The 19,761-nt window shown below is 58.8% G+C and carries 22 protein-coding genes; 8 read left to right on the plus strand and 14 right to left on the minus strand.

Going from position 1 to position 19,761, the window contains the following annotated elements; translation table 11 throughout:
- Window positions 1-9: 9 nt before the first annotated feature.
- The 3 genes from DTW90_RS27610 to DTW90_RS27620 are packed head-to-tail and all read right to left on the minus strand — an operon-like array spanning window position 10 to window position 3,474.
- Window positions 10-1,281, minus strand: coding sequence for a cyclopropane-fatty-acyl-phospholipid synthase family protein (locus DTW90_RS27610; protein WP_149342521.1), 1,272 nt, complete (start codon window positions 1,279-1,281; stop codon window positions 10-12).
- Between the two features lie 4 nt (window positions 1,282-1,285).
- Entirely contained in the window at window positions 1,286-2,101 is an 816-nt protein-coding gene (locus DTW90_RS27615; RefSeq protein WP_149342522.1) for a DUF1365 family protein, read from the minus strand.
- On the minus strand, window positions 2,098-3,474 hold the full coding sequence (locus DTW90_RS27620; RefSeq protein WP_149342523.1) for an NAD(P)/FAD-dependent oxidoreductase: 1,377 nt from the start codon (window positions 3,472-3,474) through the stop codon (window positions 2,098-2,100). Before DTW90_RS27620 ends, DTW90_RS27615 begins: the two co-directional genes overlap by 4 nt.
- Window positions 3,475-3,659: 185 nt before the next feature.
- Here DTW90_RS27620 and DTW90_RS27625 point away from each other — a divergent pair, with 185 nt between their 5' ends.
- The 5 genes from DTW90_RS27625 (at window position 3,660) to DTW90_RS27645 (ending at window position 7,078) form a co-directional block, all read left to right on the plus strand.
- Window positions 3,660-4,460 (plus strand): DUF1295 domain-containing protein, encoded by an 801-nt coding sequence (locus DTW90_RS27625; protein WP_149342525.1) that lies wholly within the window; start codon window positions 3,660-3,662, stop codon window positions 4,458-4,460.
- A 2-nt stretch (window positions 4,461-4,462) separates the two neighbouring features.
- Complete coding sequence (locus DTW90_RS27630; protein ID WP_149342526.1) at window positions 4,463-5,491, plus strand: cyclopropane-fatty-acyl-phospholipid synthase family protein; 1,029 nt, start codon at window positions 4,463-4,465, stop codon at window positions 5,489-5,491.
- Complete coding sequence (locus DTW90_RS27635; protein ID WP_149342527.1) at window positions 5,491-6,015, plus strand: hypothetical protein; 525 nt, start codon at window positions 5,491-5,493, stop codon at window positions 6,013-6,015. The genes DTW90_RS27630 and DTW90_RS27635 overlap by 1 nt, the downstream gene beginning before the upstream one ends.
- A 57-nt stretch (window positions 6,016-6,072) precedes the next feature.
- Window positions 6,073-6,600: a lipocalin family protein gene (locus DTW90_RS27640; protein WP_149342559.1), complete on the plus strand. Its 528-nt coding sequence runs from the start codon at window positions 6,073-6,075 to the stop codon at window positions 6,598-6,600.
- A 163-nt stretch (window positions 6,601-6,763) separates the two neighbouring features.
- Complete coding sequence (locus DTW90_RS27645; RefSeq protein ID WP_149342529.1) at window positions 6,764-7,078, plus strand: DUF982 domain-containing protein; 315 nt, start codon at window positions 6,764-6,766, stop codon at window positions 7,076-7,078.
- 340 nt (window positions 7,079-7,418) lie between these two features.
- Here the strand turns inward: DTW90_RS27645 and DTW90_RS27655 are convergent, their stop codons facing one another.
- The 4 genes from DTW90_RS27655 to DTW90_RS27670 form a co-directional block, all read right to left on the minus strand.
- Entirely contained in the window at window positions 7,419-7,730 is a 312-nt protein-coding gene (locus tag DTW90_RS27655; RefSeq protein ID WP_149342530.1) for a type II toxin-antitoxin system RelE/ParE family toxin, read from the minus strand.
- Window positions 7,727-7,978, minus strand: a complete 252-nt coding sequence (locus DTW90_RS27660) for an antitoxin (protein ID WP_149342532.1) — start codon at window positions 7,976-7,978, stop codon at window positions 7,727-7,729. Before DTW90_RS27660 ends, DTW90_RS27655 begins: the two co-directional genes overlap by 4 nt.
- 189 nt (window positions 7,979-8,167) lie before the next feature.
- Window positions 8,168-8,809 carry a DUF1109 domain-containing protein gene (locus DTW90_RS27665; protein WP_149342533.1) on the minus strand — a complete coding sequence of 214 codons (642 nt, stop codon included), beginning with the start codon at window positions 8,807-8,809 and terminating at the stop codon, window positions 8,168-8,170.
- Window positions 8,796-9,350, minus strand: coding sequence for a sigma-70 family RNA polymerase sigma factor (locus DTW90_RS27670; protein WP_132527865.1), 555 nt, complete (start codon window positions 9,348-9,350; stop codon window positions 8,796-8,798). Before DTW90_RS27670 ends, DTW90_RS27665 begins: the two co-directional genes overlap by 14 nt.
- A 257-nt stretch (window positions 9,351-9,607) precedes the next feature.
- On the opposite strand from DTW90_RS27670, the gene DTW90_RS27675 reads away from it, so the two are divergent.
- Together DTW90_RS27675 and DTW90_RS27680 are read left to right on the plus strand one after the other, a co-directional pair.
- Complete coding sequence (locus DTW90_RS27675) at window positions 9,608-10,219, plus strand: hypothetical protein (protein ID WP_149342534.1); 612 nt, start codon at window positions 9,608-9,610, stop codon at window positions 10,217-10,219.
- A 385-nt stretch (window positions 10,220-10,604) separates the two neighbouring features.
- Window positions 10,605-10,994, plus strand: coding sequence for a RidA family protein (locus DTW90_RS27680; protein WP_149342536.1), 390 nt, complete (start codon window positions 10,605-10,607; stop codon window positions 10,992-10,994).
- A 16-nt stretch (window positions 10,995-11,010) separates the two neighbouring features.
- Here DTW90_RS27680 and DTW90_RS27685 read toward each other — a convergent pair whose 3' ends face one another.
- The 6 genes from DTW90_RS27685 to DTW90_RS27710 form a co-directional block, all read right to left on the minus strand.
- Window positions 11,011-11,592 carry an NAD(P)H-dependent oxidoreductase gene (locus DTW90_RS27685; RefSeq protein ID WP_149342537.1) on the minus strand — a complete coding sequence of 194 codons (582 nt, stop codon included), beginning with the start codon at window positions 11,590-11,592 and terminating at the stop codon, window positions 11,011-11,013.
- Window positions 11,589-12,998 (minus strand): FAD-binding oxidoreductase, encoded by a 1,410-nt coding sequence (locus DTW90_RS27690; RefSeq protein WP_132527861.1) that lies wholly within the window; start codon window positions 12,996-12,998, stop codon window positions 11,589-11,591. Before DTW90_RS27690 ends, DTW90_RS27685 begins: the two co-directional genes overlap by 4 nt.
- A complete protein-coding gene (locus DTW90_RS27695) occupies window positions 12,991-14,313 on the minus strand; it encodes a cytosine deaminase (protein ID WP_149342539.1) in 1,323 nt (440 codons plus the stop codon). Before DTW90_RS27695 ends, DTW90_RS27690 begins: the two co-directional genes overlap by 8 nt.
- Entirely contained in the window at window positions 14,313-15,143 is an 831-nt protein-coding gene (locus tag DTW90_RS27700) for an ABC transporter permease (protein WP_132527859.1), read from the minus strand. The genes DTW90_RS27695 and DTW90_RS27700 overlap by 1 nt, the downstream gene beginning before the upstream one ends.
- Window positions 15,143-15,967, minus strand: coding sequence for an ABC transporter ATP-binding protein (locus DTW90_RS27705; protein WP_149342540.1), 825 nt, complete (start codon window positions 15,965-15,967; stop codon window positions 15,143-15,145). The genes DTW90_RS27700 and DTW90_RS27705 overlap by 1 nt, the downstream gene beginning before the upstream one ends.
- Before the next feature lie 189 nt (window positions 15,968-16,156).
- Complete coding sequence (locus tag DTW90_RS27710) at window positions 16,157-17,173, minus strand: ABC transporter substrate-binding protein (protein WP_132527857.1); 1,017 nt, start codon at window positions 17,171-17,173, stop codon at window positions 16,157-16,159.
- A 184-nt stretch (window positions 17,174-17,357) separates the two neighbouring features.
- Here DTW90_RS27710 and DTW90_RS27715 point away from each other — a divergent pair, with 184 nt between their 5' ends.
- Complete coding sequence (locus DTW90_RS27715; protein WP_149342542.1) at window positions 17,358-18,326, plus strand: LysR substrate-binding domain-containing protein; 969 nt, start codon at window positions 17,358-17,360, stop codon at window positions 18,324-18,326.
- On the opposite strand, the gene DTW90_RS27720 is transcribed toward DTW90_RS27715, so the two are convergent.
- Complete coding sequence (locus tag DTW90_RS27720; protein WP_149342544.1) at window positions 18,314-19,111, minus strand: creatininase family protein; 798 nt, start codon at window positions 19,109-19,111, stop codon at window positions 18,314-18,316. The genes DTW90_RS27715 and DTW90_RS27720 overlap by 13 nt on opposite strands.
- Window positions 19,112-19,761 lie beyond the last annotated feature (650 nt).

Raw genomic sequence — 19,761 nt, forward strand, 5'->3', positions numbered from 1 at the left:
ATGCTCAATCTATTCATGCCACGTCTCCCTGTTTACCTGCCCAAATTGGTCATCATGCTCTAGCGTGTAGAGCCCGACATTGATGGTCCCCTCCTCGAAGCCGGCCTCGCAATAGCAGAGGTAGTAGTGCCACAGACGCTTGAACCGCTCGTCGAAACCAAGCGCACCAATAGCGGGCCAATTTGCCTGAAAGCGCGTCCTCCATTCTACTAATGTCCGGGCATAGGATCGTCCGAAATGCTCGGTTGCGGTGATCCTGAGCCCAACCGCCGCGGCGGATGCAGAAAGCGCGGCATCGGACGGCAAGAAACCTCCCGGGAAGATGTATTTCTGAATAAAATCGGTGGTGCTGCGATAGGTTGCAAAGCGCTTTTCTTCGATAGAGATGATCTGGAGAACGGCTCGCCCGCCGGGCTTCAAGCAGCGTTTCAGCGTCTCAAAGTAACCTGGCCAATAAGCCTCACCCACTGCCTCGAACATTTCGATCGAAACGATGCGATCGAATTGCCCGTGCAGGTCGCGATAATCCCGAAGGTCCAGATCGATCTGCCCTGACACCTCGGAAGCCTCGATGGCATGCCGTGCCCAGTCGAGCTGGGCGGGTGACAGGGTGATTCCCGTCACGATCGCATCCCATTTCTCGGCAAGGTGAAGCGCCAGGGCACCCCAACCGCAGCCAATTTCCAGCACGCTTTCTCCGCCAGACAGCTGGAGTTTTTCTGCGATTGTTTCGAGCTTCTTGCGCTGGGCTGCCTCGAGTGTCGGCGTCGTCTGATCGAAAATTGCGGAGGAATAGAGCATCGATGGATCGAGCCATTCCTTATAGAAGGCATTGCCGAGATCGTAGTGCGCTTCGATGTTGCGTCGGCTGCCACGTTTCGTATTGGCGTTCAGAAGATGCTTGGCGCGGTTCAATAGTCGCATCGGTAAGCCGCCCTCTATCGCGGGCGCCAGCGCCTCACTGTTCGTGGCGGCAAAGCGAATGACTGCGGTCAGATCGGAGGTGGTCCAGTCACCCTCGATGAAGCCTTCGGCAAAGCCGATGTCACCGGCAGCGATGACACGACGCAACATCCGCCAGCTCCTGATATCAATCGCGGCTTCGGGACCATGCTGCCGACCACGCTTTTCGATCATCTGACCGGACGGGAGCACAATTCGCAACCGACCGTAGCCAATACCACCGAATAGACGATCGATGACTTTTCCGGCCCAGCCGAGACGATCGGGAGCCTTCGACAGATCGAGGGGGGCGCGGGAAAATTCGTCAAGCGAGCTCATGCGACTAACCATTTCTTTCGAGAGATGTGCGGGGTGTTGCGGACGAGGGTACAACCGAGACGGGCGCTGCTGGTGGGCGTGGGCGCGTCCGCAACCGGATCCCCTTCATCCAGATTTTCAGCGCCTCCCAATAGATGCCTGCAACAACCTTGAGTGCGAGAAGCGGGATGGAGAGGAAGGCGTGCAACAATGCCTGGTCGGTCAGCTCGATCCGTCTGGCGAGGTGACGGGCCGTTAGAACGAGACCTTCCCTATCGAAGGTATCGATATGAACGGAGAGCGTATCGGCCGGAGCAAGCACCCGGAATTTGTAATGCAGATCCATATCCATGAAAGGCGATACGAAAAACGCTTTGTCGCAGCATTGGACGATCTCGGCTCCATCCATGTGCTCCACCGGGATCATGTAGGCGTGCCGTTCACCGAACGTGTTGTCGACCTCCCAGAGGATGGCTCGGACGCCGCCGTTCTGGCCGTAGCAAAAGAAAATGCTGAGCGGATTGAAGGCAAAGCCGAGAACGCGCGGCATGGTGACAAGGCGTATCGGGCCGCCGTCCGGTTCAAGGCCGCATTCCAACATTGAGCGCTCGACCTGGCTGCGCAGGTCTGGACCCGAACGATCACCGCGATCTCTCCGATGGAACGAGAAAAGATTGAAGCGATCGACCGAAAAGAGGTGAAGGCGCCGGTCGAGTTCACCAAGTTCGTCGAGATCGAGCAGAAGAGAAAAAATGCGATAGGCCAGACGATGATGTTTCGGCCGGTGGCGAACATGCGTGACATGCCCTGGGAAGAGACCTGACTGGAGGCGCTCGGTCATGCCATGACCTCGAGTTCTCCGGGGATGCCGAGGTTGCGGATCACCGGTTTGCGCACAATGCGGGCGCTTTCCTGCGCCACCTGCCAGGGCCTGCGCATTCCGCCGAGATCCTCAGCTACGGCCAGCCCGGCTTGTATGGCGTCTTCATGGAAGCCTGATCCGAAATAGGCGCCGCAGAACCAGGTATTGCTTACGCCTTGAAGCGACCAAATTTCCTGTTGTGCCCGATCGGTACCAAGGTCAAAGACGGGATGCTCGTAGACCTCACGTCGAACAACGGTTTCAGGGCGTGGTGCGCGTTGAGGATTGAGCGTGACGAAGGTCGGTGGCGCGCCACCCAAGGGCTGCAGCCGGTTCATCCAATAGGTGATCGATGGATGAACCGGTCCGAGGTCACGCGTGTCGGCAACGTAGTTCCAGCTCGACCATGCGGCCCTTCTTTTCGGCATCAGCGCCATATCGCTGTGGAGCACCGCCTCATTTCGGCAGTAGCGGAAAGCTCCGAGAATACGCCTTTCCTCGGCGCTCGCATCGGCCAGCATTCGCAACGCCTGATCCGCGTGGGTGGCGATGACGACATCGTCGAACATATGCCGGCCGTCATGCACGTCATTGATCTCGACATGGTCGGCCGCACGACGGATCGTCTTTATAGGCGTCGATAGCCGTATGTGATCGGAGAACCTGGCAGTCATCCGCGCCACATATTCGCGGCTGCCGCCGCGCACCGTGCGCCAGATTGGTCGATTCCACAGTTCAAGCAGACCGTGGTTGCAGCAAAACCTGATGAAATTGGCGGCGGGATAGGCGCCGACCTGTAGCGCCGGCGTCGACCAGATCGCCGCCGCCATCGGGTAGAGATGGTCATCGCGGAACGCCTGGCTATAGCCGCCGCGTGTCAGGTAGTCATCGAGAGAGAGGGAGCCCATACCACGTAGATCCCCCGGCGCCTGACGGTAGAACCGCAAGATGTCGCGCATCATTGACCAGAAGCGTCGACTGACGAGGTTGGATTTTTGCGCAAACAGCCCGAGGCTCGTGCCCCCGGAATATTCGAATGCGCCGTCATCCAGCGAGACCGCAAAGGACATGTCCGAGGGAGATGTCGGGACCTCAAGCACACGAAACAGCGCGCTGAGATTGGGATATGTGACCTCGTTATAGACAATGAAGCCTGTGTCGACCGAGATCGAGCGGCCGGCGCTTTCGAATTCAACGGTGTTGCTGTGTCCTCCCAGTCGATCGGCCGCTTCAAAAACCGTCACATCATGGTGGTTCGACAAAAGCCAGGCAGCGGAAAGCCCGGAGATGCCACTGCCGATCACGGCGATGTTCAGGCGCCGGCCGCCTGCATTGCGATCTCGATAAGCCATGCACGACCTCTCTTAGTGACGGCAACAAGCTGTCTTTCTCGTGAGCATGTACGGGCGGGCGGGACGACTAGTTTCAGGGAGCGGTCGTTTTTCGAGTTTTTATTGGAAAGCTTGAAACTACCTCGGAGCTTCCATCGTAAAGGTGTCGAGGCGCGCAGGAGGCATGCCCAAACACGAGCGGATGCATGGACCTGCCTTTTCTCATCATCATTGCGGCGTGGCTATCAGTGGCCATGGTTGGCGCCTGGGGCGTGCAGCGCGTGTCGGGCGCGAGCGGATGGATCGACACCATCTGGTCCTTCGCGGTCGGGTCTGGAGGAATTCTTTCGGTGCTTTTCGCCAGCGGTACGCCCGATCGCCGCGTTGCCGTCGGAATCCTCGTCGCGGCCTGGGCGCTTCGGCTCGGCGGCCACATCGGCCTACGCACCAGAGGCAGGGGAGAGGATCCACGCTATGCGAGACTGATGAAAGGATGGGGGAAAGATGCCGCCTGGCGGCTCCTTCTGTTCCTGCAGGTCCAGGCATTGGCGGCCTTTATTCTCGTGCTTGCTGTCCATCTCGCCGCAACGCCCGTCGCGAATTTTCCCCGCATTATCGACCTTGTCGCGATTTTCGTTGCTATCACAGGCTTGATTGGAGAAGCGATATCCGACGCCCAGCTCGGCCGCTTCCGAAAAACGCCAGAGGCAAAGACCGAGATCTGCGAGATCGGCTTCTGGCGTTATTCTCGCCACCCCAATTATTTCTTCGAATGGCTTTTCTGGTGCAGCTGGCCAGCCATGGCAATTTCCCCGTCGGGCTGGAGTTGGTTATCGCTTCTCGCTCCGGCCATGATGTACTGGCTGCTCGTTCACGTCTCCGGTCTTCCGCCGCTCGAAGAACACATGCTGCGTTCGCGCGGCGAAAAATTTCGCGCGCTGCAGGGCCGCGTCAACGCCTTCTTCCCTGGACCCCGTAAATCATCAACTCGTCATCAAGGACAGTAGCCATGAACATGCTGGCATTCGCCATCAACACTGCAGAGCGCGTGCCGCTGACCGACGCCATGACACTCGCCGGCATAGACTTCCTTTGCGGTCGCAGCAAACATCGATTGGCGACGACCCCGATGGAAACAGAGGCGGCTTTCGTGGACGCAATGTCCCGGTTTCCGATCGCCACTCACACGAGCGAGGCAAACCGGCAACATTACGAGGTGCCAGCCGCATTCTTTGCGCTGACACTCGGCGCCCGCCGCAAATACTCCTGCTGCCTTTATCCAACGGAAACGACGACGCTCGATCAGGCCGAGATCCATGCGCTCGCAGAAACGGTCAAGCACACGGCCATCGAAGATGGCATGAATATTCTCGAACTCGGCTGCGGCTGGGGGGCGCTTTCCCTTTATCTGGCGCAGCAGTTCCCGAATTCGCGCATCACCTCGGTCTCAAACTCGGCCTCGCAGCGGGCATATATACTGGATCTTGCAACCACACGCGGATTGACGAACCTGTCGGTTGTAACAGCCGATATGAACGATTTCTCGACCGGCGAGCGCTACGACCGCGTCGTCTCCGTTGAAATGTTCGAGCACATGGCGAACTGGCGTGGACTGCTCGAACATGTCCGAAGCTGGTTGAAGCCGGACGGCAGATTGTTCCTGCATGTCTTCACGCACAAGAACCGGTCTTATCGCTTCGATCATAATGATCCTGCCGACTGGATTGCCCATCATTTCTTCACCGGGGGCATCATGCCGGCCCACGACCTGCCGCATCGCTTCGCCGATCTTTTTCAGGTCGAGCAGGAATGGCGCTGGTCGGGCGCGCACTACCGCCGTACCGCACTCGATTGGCTTGAGAACTTCGATAGCGAGATCGACCGGATCAGACCGATTTTTGCCGAGGTCTACGGCAGGGATGCCACACTTTGGCAGCGTCGCTGGCGCTTGTTCTTTCTGGCGACAGCAGGCCTGTTCGGGCACGACGGCGGGGAAGTCTGGGGTATAGGGCATTATCTGATGGCGCCGATTTCCTGATGTCGGAGCCGTCTGACACGCTGGATCCGATCACCCGGGCGACCGTCACGATCGCCTGGGTGATCTTAGCCAACAAGCCGATCTATCCGCTCTACGTCTGGTATCTGGTCGGCAATGGGGTGATGGCTTCGCTTGGCACATTGGCGGCCGCGCCCTTCTTTCTGGCGATCCCCTACGTCGCCAGGCGTTCGGGTCCTGCGGCCCGGATCATGCTGCCCCTCATCGGCGCGTTCGATACGCTGTTTGAGACCAAGCTGTTCGGACAAGGCTCGGGAACGCAATTGTTTTTTGCCGCTTGCATCATGCTGGCAGCCGTCTCGTTTCATCCGGACGAGAAATGGTGGCAACGAGGCGCCGCGATCATCGTCTTCGCGACCTTTGCGCTGTCACGGGTTTATCTGGGTGCGCCGCTGCATGTCTGGAGCAACGACGATCTTGGCGTTCTTCTCAACTTGAACAGCTTTGCTTTGGCATGCCTGACGACCTTCATCGCGCTGCGCTTCGCCGGTCAGGACCGGCGATAGATCCTGCAAGGGTAGCGTTCTCGCGAGGATACGGTTTAGGAAACGAGGTACATGAATATGCGAAATATCTTCAACTATGGCGCTGCTGGAGTGCTTCTTCTCACGTCGCTCCTTGCGGCCACGAGTGCGCTTGCCGAGCCCAGGGTCGTCTCCGTTGGACAGCACCATTACCGCGGAACGTGGTTGGAAATCGCCAGGCATCCGATGTGGCTAACGAATGGCTGCGTTGCCGGCTATTCCACCTATAAGCGCGGCAAGGTGCCAGGCGAGATCGCCGTCGAGGACGGATGCCGGGTGGGAACGCCAAAGGGGCGCTTGAAGACCGTACAAGGTGTGGGCCGGATCGTCGATTTCGGGAAAACCAACGCGAAAATGCACGTCCAATACGCGTGGCTCATCAATTTCAACTACTGGGTCCTGTATGAGGCTCCAGACAAGTCATGGTTTATCAGCGCCGATCCCGACATGACCAATCTGTGGATCTATGCACGAGCTGTCCCGTCAAAAGCGAAGCTGAGGACGATGGTTCGCAAAGTCAGGCAGCTCGGCTACGACGTTCGCAAGCTCGAGTTCCCCGCCCAATAACGATGGGTCTCATCCATCCTTGACTACATCGCAGATTGGTCTGTTTGAAAAATCACCTGCTTCTTTAGTGGCGCACACTACGTCGACAATCAAGTTCCCGTGATCGCTGAAACTGTCACCGCCTGCGTCTCGTAGATCAGAGCACGCCAGGGAGAATAGTGAGATGGAATCGTTTATCAGGCTGAACGTGATGGACAACCAATATCGCGCATCGAGCATTCCTGCGGAATGGGGACTGCCGGTGGTCATCGAAGTCGGGGCCCATAGAAACCCCTTGAGTATTACGAGCGCGCTCGAGGCTGCATGCTGTCTCTTGGACGACTGGCCATTAGATGGGAGCGAGGCCATGGAAAACGCTCTGGAAGTTTGTTTTGCAGCCTGTAAAGGGCGCGCGCGGCCGGAGGAGGCACGCCTCGCTTTCCTGCAAGCGGTTAACGAGGCGGAGTTCCGCGTCAGGCCTCATTTCGGGGGACATTGATTTGGAAAACAGACCGAATAGGGTTAACCGGGGTTATCCGTCACATTGCTCGAGGTGGCGCGCGAGCACGGGCCGTTTACGGTCGCGGAGGCTGCCCGGATCACCGATGCACGCCGTCACACCATCAAGGATCATCCGAAGGGACTCGTGGATCAAGGGCACCTCATCCTGCACGGTGCCGGTCGCGGCGCCTGGTACGGGCTTTCCTGATGAATCGGATGTCAGGCCCATCCGAAAGGGTTCAGCTCCTGGAGGTATTTGAACTGGCGATCCCTTTTAACCACATGATAACAATGATTTATTGACCTTGCGCCCAAGCGATCTCGCCTTCGTCCGAAAATCATTCGTCTAGACGACCGGCCAAACGCTTCATAAGATCCATTCGTTCATGAAAAATCGCCACGATCAAGGCGGGCGAATCCTTTCGAAACAGGCAAAAGACGAAGTGATGTTCGCATCTCGCCATCCGTAACGCAGGGTGAAGCTCGCTCATATCCTTGAAAGGACCTTTGCCCTCGGCAAGGTTTGCGATACCTCGCTCCAAAGCTGAGACGTAGCGGCGTACCTGGGCGGCACTCCATTGAGCACGTGTGTAGCGGATTACCGAACGCAGATCCGATTCCGCCTCTGCGGTAAGAATGTAGGCCGTCAAGCACGGTCCTCGGCAATCTCCTCATCGAGGATCTCACCCACGGTTTTGGTCGACAGTTTTCCGGCGAGCCCGTCATTGATGCGCGTATTCATCAACGTCCTCAACTCCTCCCAAGCTCGTTCTCCATCTGCGTCACCGGGAAAGAGGCGCTCAAGTGCATACTGCTTGATTGTCTTGCCCTGCAAAGCAGCGAGTGCCTTTAGGCTTTGATGTTGCTGGTCCGTTATATCAATCGTCAATCGGCTCATCCAACTTGTTCCTAAACTGAGAAAACTCACATTACCACATATGTGGTTATGTGGCCACTGCCGCAATACTCCGACGTTCCCAGCGTCGCCCAGACATCTCCTATCTCGAAGAAGATGCCGACCCGCTGTCCGGCTCTCGTAACGAATCGAACCGTCTTCCCCTTGCACGCACATCGGAGTTGAAGTGATCTACCAGTGGAGGACCAATTTGCCGACTAACGTTCCCAGCAGTCCGCTCAGCAAGACCCCCAGCGTGTACCAGATTGCGATGAACGGCATGCCATTCTCGATACAGGCCAGCGAATATACCCATCCGCCAATAGCACCACCGCATGCGCCTGCGACGAAGCCAGCGATCCCGGGATCCATCGGAGCCGCGCGACGGAGAAACCACATATTGGCAACAAAGGCCGGAAGGCCGAAGGCGAGGATGAGGAATGGGCAGAATGACGCCGAATATCCGAATATCAGCCCCAGGTAGGATGTCACCGGAGACGTGCCTATCTGGGCGAGGGATAGCAGCAGCATGATCGAGAACGCCACGACCGACACCCGGACGAGCGCGACGATTGATCCTTCCGGTCGTGCAACGCGGTCGAGCGCAACGATGGTCACTGCCATCAGGCTCGCAGTATAGAGGAACTTCACCCAGAAGGCGGCGAGGGTGACGTGATGCAGGTGCGGACGAAAGGGCAATGATGTGAGCAATGCGACAACCGCACCCGTTATACCCAGAACGATGACACAGGCAAGCCGTAGCCGCAACGCTTGACGGCCTATCGGGGCAAGATCGCTCACCAGCGTCTCGATGAGTTCATCAATTTTCGTCATTGGCAAAGCCCAGTTTCCGTCCTAGCGCGCGCATTCCCCGGTGAATACTGACACGCACCATCGCTTCCGATTCCCCCGTCTCGATCGCCGCCTCTGCAGTGGTTTTTCCGACGATCTTGACCTGCCGCAGGAGGTCCCTCTGTTTGGCGGGCAATTGACCAAGAAGCCGATCGACGTCCAGATGCGCAAACAAGGCCTCTTCGCGAAATTCGGCGGCAATATCGTCTCCCAACACGATTTCGATGCCGCCTCTCCCCGTGGCTCGCAAATGGTCGATCAGCTTGTACTTCGCAATTCTGAAGAACCATGCGGTGAACGGCTTCTCCCGATCATAGGTAATCCGCCGGCTATGGAGTGCCAAAAGCACCTCCTGGACCAGATCCTCTCCATCTCGTTCGGCATTGGATCCGAGGCGCTTGCGGTAAAAGCCCAAAAGCAGATCCCTTAGGATGAAGAGCAAACGCCTGTAAGCTGCTTCATCGCCGTCGAGCGATAAAAGCATCAGACCCTTCAGAACCTGTTCCGATACCGGTTTAGTCATCCACTGACGATCATTCGCTGTTCGGCGTGACTTGTTACATACAGGGCGAGATTTTTTTCCCCATCTCCCGATCACATCCGCGTGACCTCTGTAACGGATACAGGCCGGTGCCGAATGATGTAACGGATTGCAGGTCGACCGGTGGCGCCGATGAGGCGCCTATCCCAAGGACCTGCCTTCCAGTGCGATCCCCACACACGCTGTGCCCTTGGCCAGTTGGGAACTATGCATCAGGAGAATGAAAGATGGAGAAAAGAATGTCGCTATCAAACCTGAAAACCGCAGGAGTCGCCCTGGCGCTCAGCGCTCTGGCCACGGTGTCCGCGCATGCCGCCGACAAGGCTCGTGTCCGCGGTATCGTCGAAAGTCTCAGCGGCGATACACTGATGGTCAAGTCGCGCGAAGGCAAGGACGTGACGATTGCGTTGAAGTCCGGATGGGCCGTCAACGGCATCGTCAAAGCCTCCGTCACGGATATCAAGCCCGGCGACTTCGTCGGTATTGCGTCCGTGCCCACCGATTCCGGTGTCAATGGTGCGCTTGAAGTTCTCATCTTCCCGGCCGCAATGAAGGGCACCGGCGAGGGCGATTACGGCTGGGATTTGAAGCCGAAAAGCTCGATGACCAATGCGACGGTTGCGAGCGCGGTCACGTCGGTCAACGGCCCGACCCTGACGCTCACCTACAAGGGCGGCGAGAAGAAGATTTCGATCCCACCGGGAACGCCGGTCGTCACCCTCGGCAACGCGACCAAGGACGACATCAAGACGGGTGCGGGCGTCATCATCAACGGCACGACGACCGGCGACAACATGGTCGAAACCGATAGGGTTCTGGTCGGCATAGACGGTGTAATTCCGCCGATGTGAGGCAGATGCAATCAAGAGATCTTGATGCGCCCGGTTGCCAATTGCATCCGGGCAATCATCGCCCGTAGCGATAGAGTTGAATTCCATACTGGATCCATCCCAATTGCCGTTTCGCGATGACCCACGATTGATTCGAAATGACTAAATAGTTCATAAGCTTGTTTCTGCGGAACAGGGTCACCGTCAGGCAGAAAGAAGGGTCAAATAAAGACGGGATTCACCAGTTTGAAATGTATCGCCTCCTCCCTCTTGTTCGCTGGCCGCTTTCGCATCCAATGTTCTCAATTCTAATGCCAGAGCCTGGCACAGCGATCGCAATTGCCGCATCCGGGCCAAGATCAACAGCGTGCCATTCCGAGAACTTCATGCGTAACGAGATCGCCCGATGAAACAGACCTTCAATCCGCCCTCAGTTCGCCGTCCGTTCGGCAATTACAATCATGGCCTCCTCGTGCCACCCGGCGCCAGCTTGCTGGTAACGTCGGGCCAGCTCGGCATCGATCTCGAGGATGCGGTGCCGGCGGATGTGACGGCTCAGGCGGAACTTTGTTTCGAGGCAATCAAGGCGATTCTCGCCGAAGCCGACATGAGCTTCGCCGACGTCATCCGGATTTTCGGCTTTGTCACCCGCCGCGAGGATTTCCCGGCCTATATGGCCGTCAGGGATCGTTACACGCTCGATCCGAAGCCGGTTTCGACACTCATCGTCGTCGGCGGTTTCACGCGCGCGGAGTTTCTTGTCGAGGTGGAAGTCACCGCAGCCAAGGTGTTCTGAGCTATCAAGTCGCGGGTCAGAAGCGTTCCATCTGGCTTTTGACCCGGGCGAGAAAGCGCTTGCGTGTCTCTTCGGTCGAACGGTTCATGTCGTAGTGGGCGAGAAAAGTCACGGGCGCGAACGGCTTGATCTGAGCGCGAATAACGCGCTTGACGATCTTCTTCGGTGGATTGCCGGCGACAAAGGCGCGGAAGGGATCGGCGCCGTAGGTCAGTACCGCGGCGACCTTGCGAATATGCTGCAGCTTCGACTTCACCTTACCGTTTACCAACTCGAACGTGACCCCCGGTAGCCAAACGCGATCGAAATAACCTTTCAGGATGGCCGGAAAGCCGAAATTCCAGACCGGCGTGCAGATGACGAGTGCCTCGGCTCTCTGCAGTCGCTCCACATGGGGCTTCACCAGTTCGGTATTGTCCGGGTAGTCGTGGTAGATCAGCCGATCGTGGCGCGAAAGGACAGGATCGAAGCCCTCCGCGTAGAGATTACAGACATCCACTTCATGACCAGCCTGTCTAAGGCTTTCAATCGTCTGCCTGTGCAACGCGGCTCCGTAGCTTTCCTCGACCGGATGCGAGTGGAGAACCAGAACCCTCATGAAGCCTCCATGAGTGCAGCAAGGCCCGGGAAAAGATAGTTCCTGCCGGCGCTGAAGTCGAAATTCGGATTGTCCCAGGCGATCATCTTGCCCGGATTGAGCAAGCCCTTGGGGTCGGTCTCCTTCTTGAAAGCGAGCTGGACCTTGTCCGTCTGCTTCATGCCGCCTTCTTCCAGCGTATAGCGGTGCGGATTGAAAATCGCGCAGCCATTGTCCTGATGGATCTTGATGATTTCCTCAAGCCGCTCCTCGGTCGTATAGCGTACGAGCGGCAGGCCCGAGCATTGGATCTGACCGTCGAATTTGATGAACTCGAGATGGCCAGGCACCTCATCACCAAAGATTTCCACCATCTTTGCGACCTTTGCCACATGGTCAGGACCGGGATATTGAACCTGCAGATAGGTGACGCCAGGGTCGATCTTCAGCGCACGCAGGGTTGTATGGTTCCAGGCGAGCTCATAAGCGTGCGGGATTCCCTTCATGCTCTCGACCTTGTCTGAACGGAAGGTGATCTCGCCTTTCTGCTGCCGGGTGAAGGCCAGGAACGGCTCCATGGAATGTGGCGCGATCATCAGCGCGACGATCGACTGTCCCTCGCGGATATAGGGTTTGTGGCGGGTAAAATAGTCGTAGGGGATGGGTGCTGCGATGGGCGCGATCTCCTTGACGAGAATGCCGTTGCACTTGGCGAGCCCGTCGGAGAAACGCACGGCATCCATGAAGTCGTCATAGCCGACGAGCACGTCCACCCAGTCATAGGCCGGTGCGAGCGGCATCTCGACCTCGACGATGATGCCGTTGGTGCCATAGGCATGGCTGACCTTGGTCAGATCCCAGCCGGTGAGGTCGAGCACGCGCGGCTCTGCCTCCATGGTGACGACGCGCAGGCGCAGGATGTTGCCGAGGTCGCGGAGCCCGCCCCAGGTGATCGAACCGACGCCGCCCGAGCCGCCGGCGATGAAACCGCCGATCGTCGCCGTCTGCGCCGTCGAGGGGTGGAAGCGCAGCTCCTGACCGGAATGCGCCTTGGTCTGCTTGTCGAGTTCGGCAATGACGATGCCGGGTTCGCAGATGACGCGGCCGGGATGGATTTCCTTCACCTTGTTCATGGCTGCAAGGTTGAGCACGATGCCACCGGAAAGCGGCATGGCCTGACCGTAGTTGCCGGTTCCGGCGCCGCGCGGCGTGACGGGCACGTCGTGAGCATAGGCAACCTTCAGCGTCTCTATCACCTCCTCCAGAGTCTTCGGGGTGACGACGAGATCGGCGGTGACATTGTCGAGCTGGCGCTTCAATACAGGGGAATACCAATAGAAATCGCGGCTCTTCTGGCGCACCAGCGCCGGATTGTCCTCAACCGCGATACCGTCGAGTTCCTTCTTGATCTGCTGATAATCAGGCATTTGTGCCTCCAAAGATGCTGTCGAGTTCGCGATAGTCCGGCAGGCTCCGATCGATGACTTTACCCTTGCGCAAGACGATGCGGTCGGACTGCGGCCGGGAGAGGAATTCACTCCAGCGCCGCGCGCTGAAGAGCACGAGATCTGCCGGGCGGCCGGCGGCAATGCGGCCGATGTCCGTCCGGCCAAGTATCGAAGCTGGTGTGGTGGTGATGACGCGTGCGGCAGTGTCGATCGGATGATCGAGATGCAGGATGCGTACCGCCTCGCGGAAGACTTCGACCGGGTCGAGGTCGCCATAGGCGTAAAAGGGATCGCGCGTGTTGTCGGACGAGACGGCAGTCGGTACGCCGGCGGCGGCAAGCTCGTGGAACAGCGTCACGCCCCGCCAGCGAGGCGTGCGGCCAGGATGCCGATCCTGCAGATACATGTTGCACATGGGCAGCGACACGATCGAAAGCCCGGCCTTGGCGACGAGCTCGATGGTCTCCATCGCGACCTCCGGCTCCTGCTGGGCGAGCGAGCAGCAATGGCCAACCGTCACCCTGCCCTCGAAGCGGTTGCGCAGAACCGCTTCGGCGATCGACTTCAGCGTCAGCACCTCCCGGTCGGCTGTTTCGTCGACATGCAGATCGATGTCCAGCCCGTTGTCGGACGCGGCGCGCATCAGCTGATCAAGCTGGCCGTCGAGGGCGGGCGTTTTCTGCGTCAGTCCGCCCAGCAGTCCGCCGGCATTACGGACGACGGAGACCAGATCCGCGAAATAGGCTTCGTCGGCCATGGCGTCGAGCGGGAAGAGGCAGGCCGCCTGCAGCGCGACGCGATCCTTCCAGTCCTCGCGAACCTCCTTGAATACTTCGAACGAAATGCGGTGTTGGGGCGCCAACGAGTCGAGGTGGGTGCGGATCAGGCTGGCGCCATGGGCATAGGCCGATCGCAGTGAGAATTCCATACGGGCGCGAACATCCGCCGCCGACCAGTTCGTCTCGCGGTCGGCTTTGACAGCCTCCAGCGCGCCTGGAAAACTGCCGTCGGGGTTGGCATGGCGCTCCCAGATATGACCCTTGTCGAGATGAGTATGCATATCCACAAAGGTCGGCCAGACCATGCCGTCTTTCATGTCTGCTCGCGCCAACTCGACCGGTGCCGATCCTGGCGGCAGGATATCGCGGATCAGTCCGTCGGCAATGACGATATCCGCTTTTAACAGGCCCTCCTTTGTCGGTGCTGCGTAGCCGCTGAGGGTGATGGCCGGAATGGTGGCGTTGCTGAGCACAAATCGCGCAGCGTTCGGCGGGGACATGAAGGGATAGGTCATCAGTTTTCCCGCTTGAGGCTGCTCTCGTGCCAGCGATGCAGGCTGAGCCACGAGATGAAGGAGGTGAGCGCAAAGATGGCGACGCCGAGCAGCGAGAGCAGAAGCAGGGCGGCAAACAGGCGCGGTATGTTCAGCCGGTACTGCGCCTCGAGCAGGCGAAAGGCGAGACCTGAGCCGGCGCCCGCCGAGCCCGCCGCAAACTCTGCGACGACAGCCGCGATCAACGCCAGGCCGCCGCCAATCCTAAGACCAGTCATGAAATAGGGCTGGGCGGCCGGCAACTTGAGATAAAGCAGGGTCTGCCAGCGTGACGCACCGTAGAGTTCGAAGAGGTTGAGCAGATTGTGATCGACGCTCTTCATGCCCTGCACCATGTTCGACAGGATCGGGAAGAAGGCGACGAGGAAGGCGCAGACCAATAGAGCGACCTGCGTCGACGGCGCGTAGATCAGAATCAGCGGCGAGATGGCGACGATCGGTGTTACCTGCAGGATGACCGCGATCGGATAGAAGGCGATTTCAATCCAGCGCGACTGGACGAGGAAGATCGCAAACCCCACGCCACCGACCAGCGCCAGCATCAGCGCCATGAAGGTGATCTTGGTGGTGACCCAGAGCGCGGGTGCCAGAATGCCCCAATCCTTGAACAGCGATGTGGCGACCGCCGCTGGTCCCGGCAGAATATAGGGCGGTACGCCCGAAATGATCACAGCGAGATACCAGATCAGAATCAGGACGGCGATGACCAGGATCGGGACGGCGATGCGCAATGCCGTCTCGGCATTTCGGCTACGTGCCTTGGGAAGGACCGAGGCGTTACCCACGCTCATCAATGCTCCTCCCCACCCATGGCTTCGATCAGCGAATTGGAAACCTTCTCGCAGGCCTGCCGATATTCCTCGGAGGTACGATAATGGCTGTCGCGTTTGTGGCTGGTCACCAGCGGGAAATCTGCGTGCACCCGCCCGGGACGTGCCTTCATGACGACGATACGGTTGGAGAGGTAGGCGGATTCGAATACGGAATGGGTGACGAAAATCACGGTGATGCCCGTTTCCTTCCAGAGCTTCAGTACGTCGTCATTGAGCTTCTGCCGGGTGATCTCATCGAGGGCAGCGAAGGGCTCGTCCATCAAAAGTAGTTTCGGCTTGGTCACGAGCGCTCGCGCGATCGACACGCGCATTTTCATACCGCCAGAAAGCTCGCGGGGATAGGCGTTGGCGAAATCCCGCAGGCCGACGGTCGCAAGCGCTTCCATGATTGCCGGCTTTGCCGCGCTTTTGGAGATGCGACGCAGGCGCAGTGGCAGGTAGACATTGTCGAAGACGGTCTTCCAGGGCAAAAGCGTCGGCTCCTGGAAGACGAAGCTGATATCGCCTTCCGGCAGGCCACGGGCATTGATGCGTGAGCTTGGCCAGTCGATGCGCCCGCTAGAGGTATCACCAAGCCCGGCGATGATGCGCAACGCCGTCGACTTGCCGCAGCCCGATGGGCCGAGCAGGCTGATGAATTCGCCGTTCTCAACCGTCAGCGACATTCCCGACAATGCCAGCGTGCCGCTGGAAAACATCTTCGACACCTGCTCCATGACGACGAGGGGGCGTCTGCGAAGGTCGACCGGGGTTGGGGACACAGTGGGTTGGGTTGAGATCATCAAGCATCTTTTCGGTTGCTGTTTAAGGAGCGGTCGTCCCGGCCGCTGCTAATGCCGCCCCTCGCCCTAGCCCCCTTCCCCGAGGGAAGCGGGGAAGATGTCGCTCCCGCTTCGCCTGTCGCACCAGGCGCCAATGGAGCAGATGGGTGCAGCTTTTGCCGTCTCCCCAGCTAGGCGAAGGAGATCTCCTTACTTCTTCAAGGTCATCCCCACACCCTTGCAGACAAACTGCGTGTCAAAGGCCTTCTTGTAATCGGTATCAGGCTGGAAGACCTTGATCTGCACCATCTGCTCAAAGAACTTCTTGTAATGGTCGTCCGTTATGCAGCCGATGCCTTTGGAGAGCGCGTCGCCGGAATCGGCGATGCCGTATTCCTTCATCTTGGCGATGGAATAGGCGATCTGGCCGTCGGTCATGTCAGGATTGTCCTTCTTGATCAGATCGTTGGCCGCTTTGTTGTCGCCGTAGAGATAGTTGTACCAGCCCTCGATCGAGGCGTTGACGAAGCGCTGCACGAGATCGGGCTTGTTGGCGACGGTCGAGACCTGGGCGGTGATCATCGTCGAATAGGCGAGATAGCCGTTGTCGGCGAGCAGGAAGACCTTTGGCTCCCAGCCGGTTTGCTTCTGGATCTCGTAGGGCTCCGAGGTCAGATAGCCCTGCTGGGCGGAATTCTTGTCGGCGATGAAGGGCGCGGAGGAGAAGTTGTACGGCTTGTACTGCTCGTCCTTGAAGCCGGAATAGTTCGCCTTCATCCATTGGAAGAAGTCGACATAGCCATCCTTGCTCAGGAAGATCGTAGGCACCTTGGCGAGATCCTCGAATTTGTCGACGCCGGCATCAGGATGGGCGATCAGCACCTGCGGGTTCTTCTGGAAGATCGCCGCGACATCGACGACCGGGATGCCCTGCTCGACGGCGGCAAGCTCTTCCTGCGGGCCGCCCATATAGAAGTCGATCTTGCCGGACACCAGGAGCGCGCTGTTGGCCGCGTTCGGCCCACCCTGCACGATGGTCACGTCGAGGCCGTATTTCTTGTAGGTGCCATCGGCGACAGCCTGGTAAAAGCCGCCATGTTCGGCCTCTGCCAGCCAGTTCGTGCCGTAGGTCACCTTGTCGAGCGCAGCGGCCGGCTGGGCAGCGGCGGTGGCCGCTATCATCCCGGCTGCGGCAAGAAATGCTTTGAACTTCAATGCATCGAACATGGCAGGCCGTTCCCTCTGGCGCTCTCGGATGCCGCCATCGACACCCCTTTGGCCGCATTTGAGCGGTTGCCTTGCGCTTTGAAAAGCAGCAAAATTCGTGCGCAGTGATGCCTTTTTGGCATCTCGCGCCCGGCCTGTGCCTATTTTGTGCGGCCCGGCTAAGATTTGAGCAACGGGGAACGGCATGCTGCACTCACGCAGGCTTTTGTACATCAACGAGATCGCGCGCTCGGGCTCGATCCGCAAGGCGGCATCCCGCCTCAACGTCGCCTCCTCGGCGATCAACCGGCAGATCCTGGCGCTGGAAGAAGAGATGGGCGCACCGCTTTTCGAGCGCCTGCCACGTGGCTTGAGGCTGACGGCCGCCGGCGAACTCTGCATAGAGCACATCCGCGAGGTGCTGAAAAATTACGAGCGGCTGGAAGGCCGTATCCGTAGCCTGAAGATGCAGCAGGCCGGCAAGGTGCGCATCGTCACGACGGTTGGCCTTGCCTCAGGCCCCTTGCCTGAAATCATCGCACGGTTTCTGTCGGAACATCCGCGCGTCTTCATCCAGCTGCGCAACGATGCAGGCTCGACGACGGTGGCGCCCGTGCTCTCGGGCGAAGTCGATATCGGCTTGGGCTTTAACATTCCGGCGACGCCGGGCATTCGCACGCTTGGCACCTTCGACATTCCGATCGGCGTCGTGCTGCCGCCTGGCCATCCCCTGATCAGGCCGGGACCGATCAATCTCGCCGATGTCGTCGAGGAGAAGCTGGTTCTCGCCCAGCCCGGCACCAGCCTTCGTGAGGTCATCAACCTCGCCTTCTCGCGGTTGCCGGTTCCCGTCGAGCCTGTGCTTGAGACCAATGCTTCGGAGATGCTGAAGCAGCTCGTCAAATGCGGTACCGGGCTGACGCTACTCAACCCGCTCGACGTCATTACCGAATGCCGCCGCGGCGAACTTGTCTTCCGACCGATCGCGGAGCCGCATGCACGCCATCAGCCGATGAAGCTCTTTGCCCGTGCCCGCGCGCCGCTTGATGCAGCTACCAGCCTCTTCGTGGAGTATCTGCTCGCTGAATTACTCGGCCTTGTCCAGGAACTCGAAGCCAAGGGGCACATCCAGCCGGCCGCCGAGCGGCCTCGTGTCGAGGGCTATTTGACGTAGAGATTGGAGAGCGGATAGCGCTTCAGATCCTGCAGAAGCTCTACGAAGCCGGCGACCTGATGGCGGCAAATCAGCCCGCCCTTTTCCGCCGTGCCGGCCGAGGCATCGCCAACCACGCCGTTCGGATTGAGATCGTGGGCGATCCAGGCGAGTGAGTGCGGCGGCAGAGGCTGCAGGAAGCGCGATTGCTGTTTCATCCACTCCGCTTTCGAGGCGAAATTCTGCGCTTTCTCCATCCGCACCAGCTCGGGACGAAAAGCCAGCATCAGGGATGTCTCCACTTCGCCGCCATGGATGCCATATTGGCTCTCGTGCGAGCTGATCAACCCATCCGGCGTGCCGAAGCGGCTCCATTGCGTGCCGACGACGGCCATCTGGTAGCGTACGCGCAGTTCGCGGGCGACGATGCTCATGATGTCGACATTGCCGCCATGTGAATTGACGATCACCATCTTCCGGACGCCCGCCTCGGCCACCTTCTCGCCGATTGCCGTCCAGACCCGGATCAGCAATTCGGCACTCAGCGAAAGCGTGCCCGGACCATAGACATGCTCATTTGCTTTGCCGATTTCCTGGGTCGGCAGGACGAGAATGTCGAGATCGTCCGGGCGCTGCCGTTTCAGCTCCGACAACATGCCGTTGGCAATGGTCACATCGGTCGCGATCGGCAGATGCGGCCCGTGCTGTTCGGTCGAAGCGATCGGCAGGATGGCGATGGTGGTATCGGGCGAGAGGATAGTGAAATCGTGGGTATTCAACTCGTTCCAGTAAAATGGCGTCGCCATGGCCTTGTCCCTCTCGGTCTGTTCAAGACATGGATACGGCAAGGATGATCCGTGCGAAAAGCATCAATTTGTGCCCGTGCCGCTGCCTTTTTGCGTACATATTAAAGAACGCGTCGAGATGGAAAAATAACCTGCCAGCATCGTCTGCGGTGCCGGCTGCCTGGTTCGGATGAGCCCCAGGTGATCGCCTAGAATTGCGATCCTTTCAGATTTTGGGGCGGTCTGCCAAAGACGTTCTTGATGGGTTCGCAAAAGTCAATGATATCCGAGCTGATTCGTTTCGAGCCAAGTTCAAGAACAGTTCTTACTGCCATACGAAACAAGGAATATTGGCCGAAGCTGTCCAATTGACCTGCCATCGCCACCAGATTTGCTGCCACTTTACCGCGCAGGCTGGGCCTGCCTCTATGCGATAATGACGTTGACAAAACCCACCCCGGATTTAGGTTTCGGGCGCGTCGAGCGGCGCTCGAAGGCAACGCACGCAGATTCCAGGAGAAAAGCCCATGACCATTGCGACTAAAACGGGCCGTTTCGAGCTCGGCGATCTTCCGCTGCAGTCCGGCGAAGTGCTACCCGGCGCGAACCTCAGTTGGAAGACCTATGGCACACTGGCGCGCTGCCGCGACAACGTCGTCGTCTTTCCCACC

Source organism: Neorhizobium sp. P12A, assembly GCF_008365395.1.
Classification (GTDB): Bacteria; Pseudomonadota; Alphaproteobacteria; order Rhizobiales; family Rhizobiaceae; genus Rhizobium.

Excerpts from the sequence above, each read along its gene's own strand:
- DTW90_RS27610 (WP_149342521.1), bottom strand. The coding sequence starts at position 1,281 with ATGAGCTCGCTTGACGAATTTTCCCGCGCCCCCCTCGATCTGTCGAAG.
- DTW90_RS27615 (WP_149342522.1), bottom strand. The coding sequence starts at position 2,101 with ATGACCGAGCGCCTCCAGTCAGGTCTCTTCCCAGGGCATGTCACGCAT.
- DTW90_RS27620 (WP_149342523.1), bottom strand. The coding sequence starts at position 3,474 with ATGGCTTATCGAGATCGCAATGCAGGCGGCCGGCGCCTGAACATCGCC.
- DTW90_RS27625 (WP_149342525.1), top strand. The coding sequence starts at position 3,660 with ATGGACCTGCCTTTTCTCATCATCATTGCGGCGTGGCTATCAGTGGCC.
- DTW90_RS27630 (WP_149342526.1), top strand. The coding sequence starts at position 4,463 with ATGAACATGCTGGCATTCGCCATCAACACTGCAGAGCGCGTGCCGCTG.
- DTW90_RS27635 (WP_149342527.1), top strand. The coding sequence starts at position 5,491 with ATGTCGGAGCCGTCTGACACGCTGGATCCGATCACCCGGGCGACCGTC.
- DTW90_RS27640 (WP_149342559.1), top strand. The coding sequence starts at position 6,073 with ATGCGAAATATCTTCAACTATGGCGCTGCTGGAGTGCTTCTTCTCACG.
- DTW90_RS27645 (WP_149342529.1), top strand. The coding sequence starts at position 6,764 with ATGGAATCGTTTATCAGGCTGAACGTGATGGACAACCAATATCGCGCA.
- DTW90_RS27660 (WP_149342532.1), bottom strand. The coding sequence starts at position 7,978 with ATGAGCCGATTGACGATTGATATAACGGACCAGCAACATCAAAGCCTA.
- DTW90_RS27665 (WP_149342533.1), bottom strand. The coding sequence starts at position 8,809 with ATGACGAAAATTGATGAACTCATCGAGACGCTGGTGAGCGATCTTGCC.
- DTW90_RS27670 (WP_132527865.1), bottom strand. The coding sequence starts at position 9,350 with ATGACTAAACCGGTATCGGAACAGGTTCTGAAGGGTCTGATGCTTTTA.
- DTW90_RS27675 (WP_149342534.1), top strand. The coding sequence starts at position 9,608 with ATGTCGCTATCAAACCTGAAAACCGCAGGAGTCGCCCTGGCGCTCAGC.
- DTW90_RS27680 (WP_149342536.1), top strand. The coding sequence starts at position 10,605 with ATGAAACAGACCTTCAATCCGCCCTCAGTTCGCCGTCCGTTCGGCAAT.
- DTW90_RS27685 (WP_149342537.1), bottom strand. The coding sequence starts at position 11,592 with ATGAGGGTTCTGGTTCTCCACTCGCATCCGGTCGAGGAAAGCTACGGA.
- DTW90_RS27690 (WP_132527861.1), bottom strand. The coding sequence starts at position 12,998 with ATGCCTGATTATCAGCAGATCAAGAAGGAACTCGACGGTATCGCGGTT.
- DTW90_RS27695 (WP_149342539.1), bottom strand. The coding sequence starts at position 14,313 with ATGACCTATCCCTTCATGTCCCCGCCGAACGCTGCGCGATTTGTGCTC.
- DTW90_RS27700 (WP_132527859.1), bottom strand. The coding sequence starts at position 15,143 with ATGAGCGTGGGTAACGCCTCGGTCCTTCCCAAGGCACGTAGCCGAAAT.
- DTW90_RS27705 (WP_149342540.1), bottom strand. The coding sequence starts at position 15,967 with ATGATCTCAACCCAACCCACTGTGTCCCCAACCCCGGTCGACCTTCGC.
- DTW90_RS27710 (WP_132527857.1), bottom strand. The coding sequence starts at position 17,173 with ATGTTCGATGCATTGAAGTTCAAAGCATTTCTTGCCGCAGCCGGGATG.
- DTW90_RS27715 (WP_149342542.1), top strand. The coding sequence starts at position 17,358 with ATGCTGCACTCACGCAGGCTTTTGTACATCAACGAGATCGCGCGCTCG.
- DTW90_RS27720 (WP_149342544.1), bottom strand. The coding sequence starts at position 19,111 with ATGGCGACGCCATTTTACTGGAACGAGTTGAATACCCACGATTTCACT.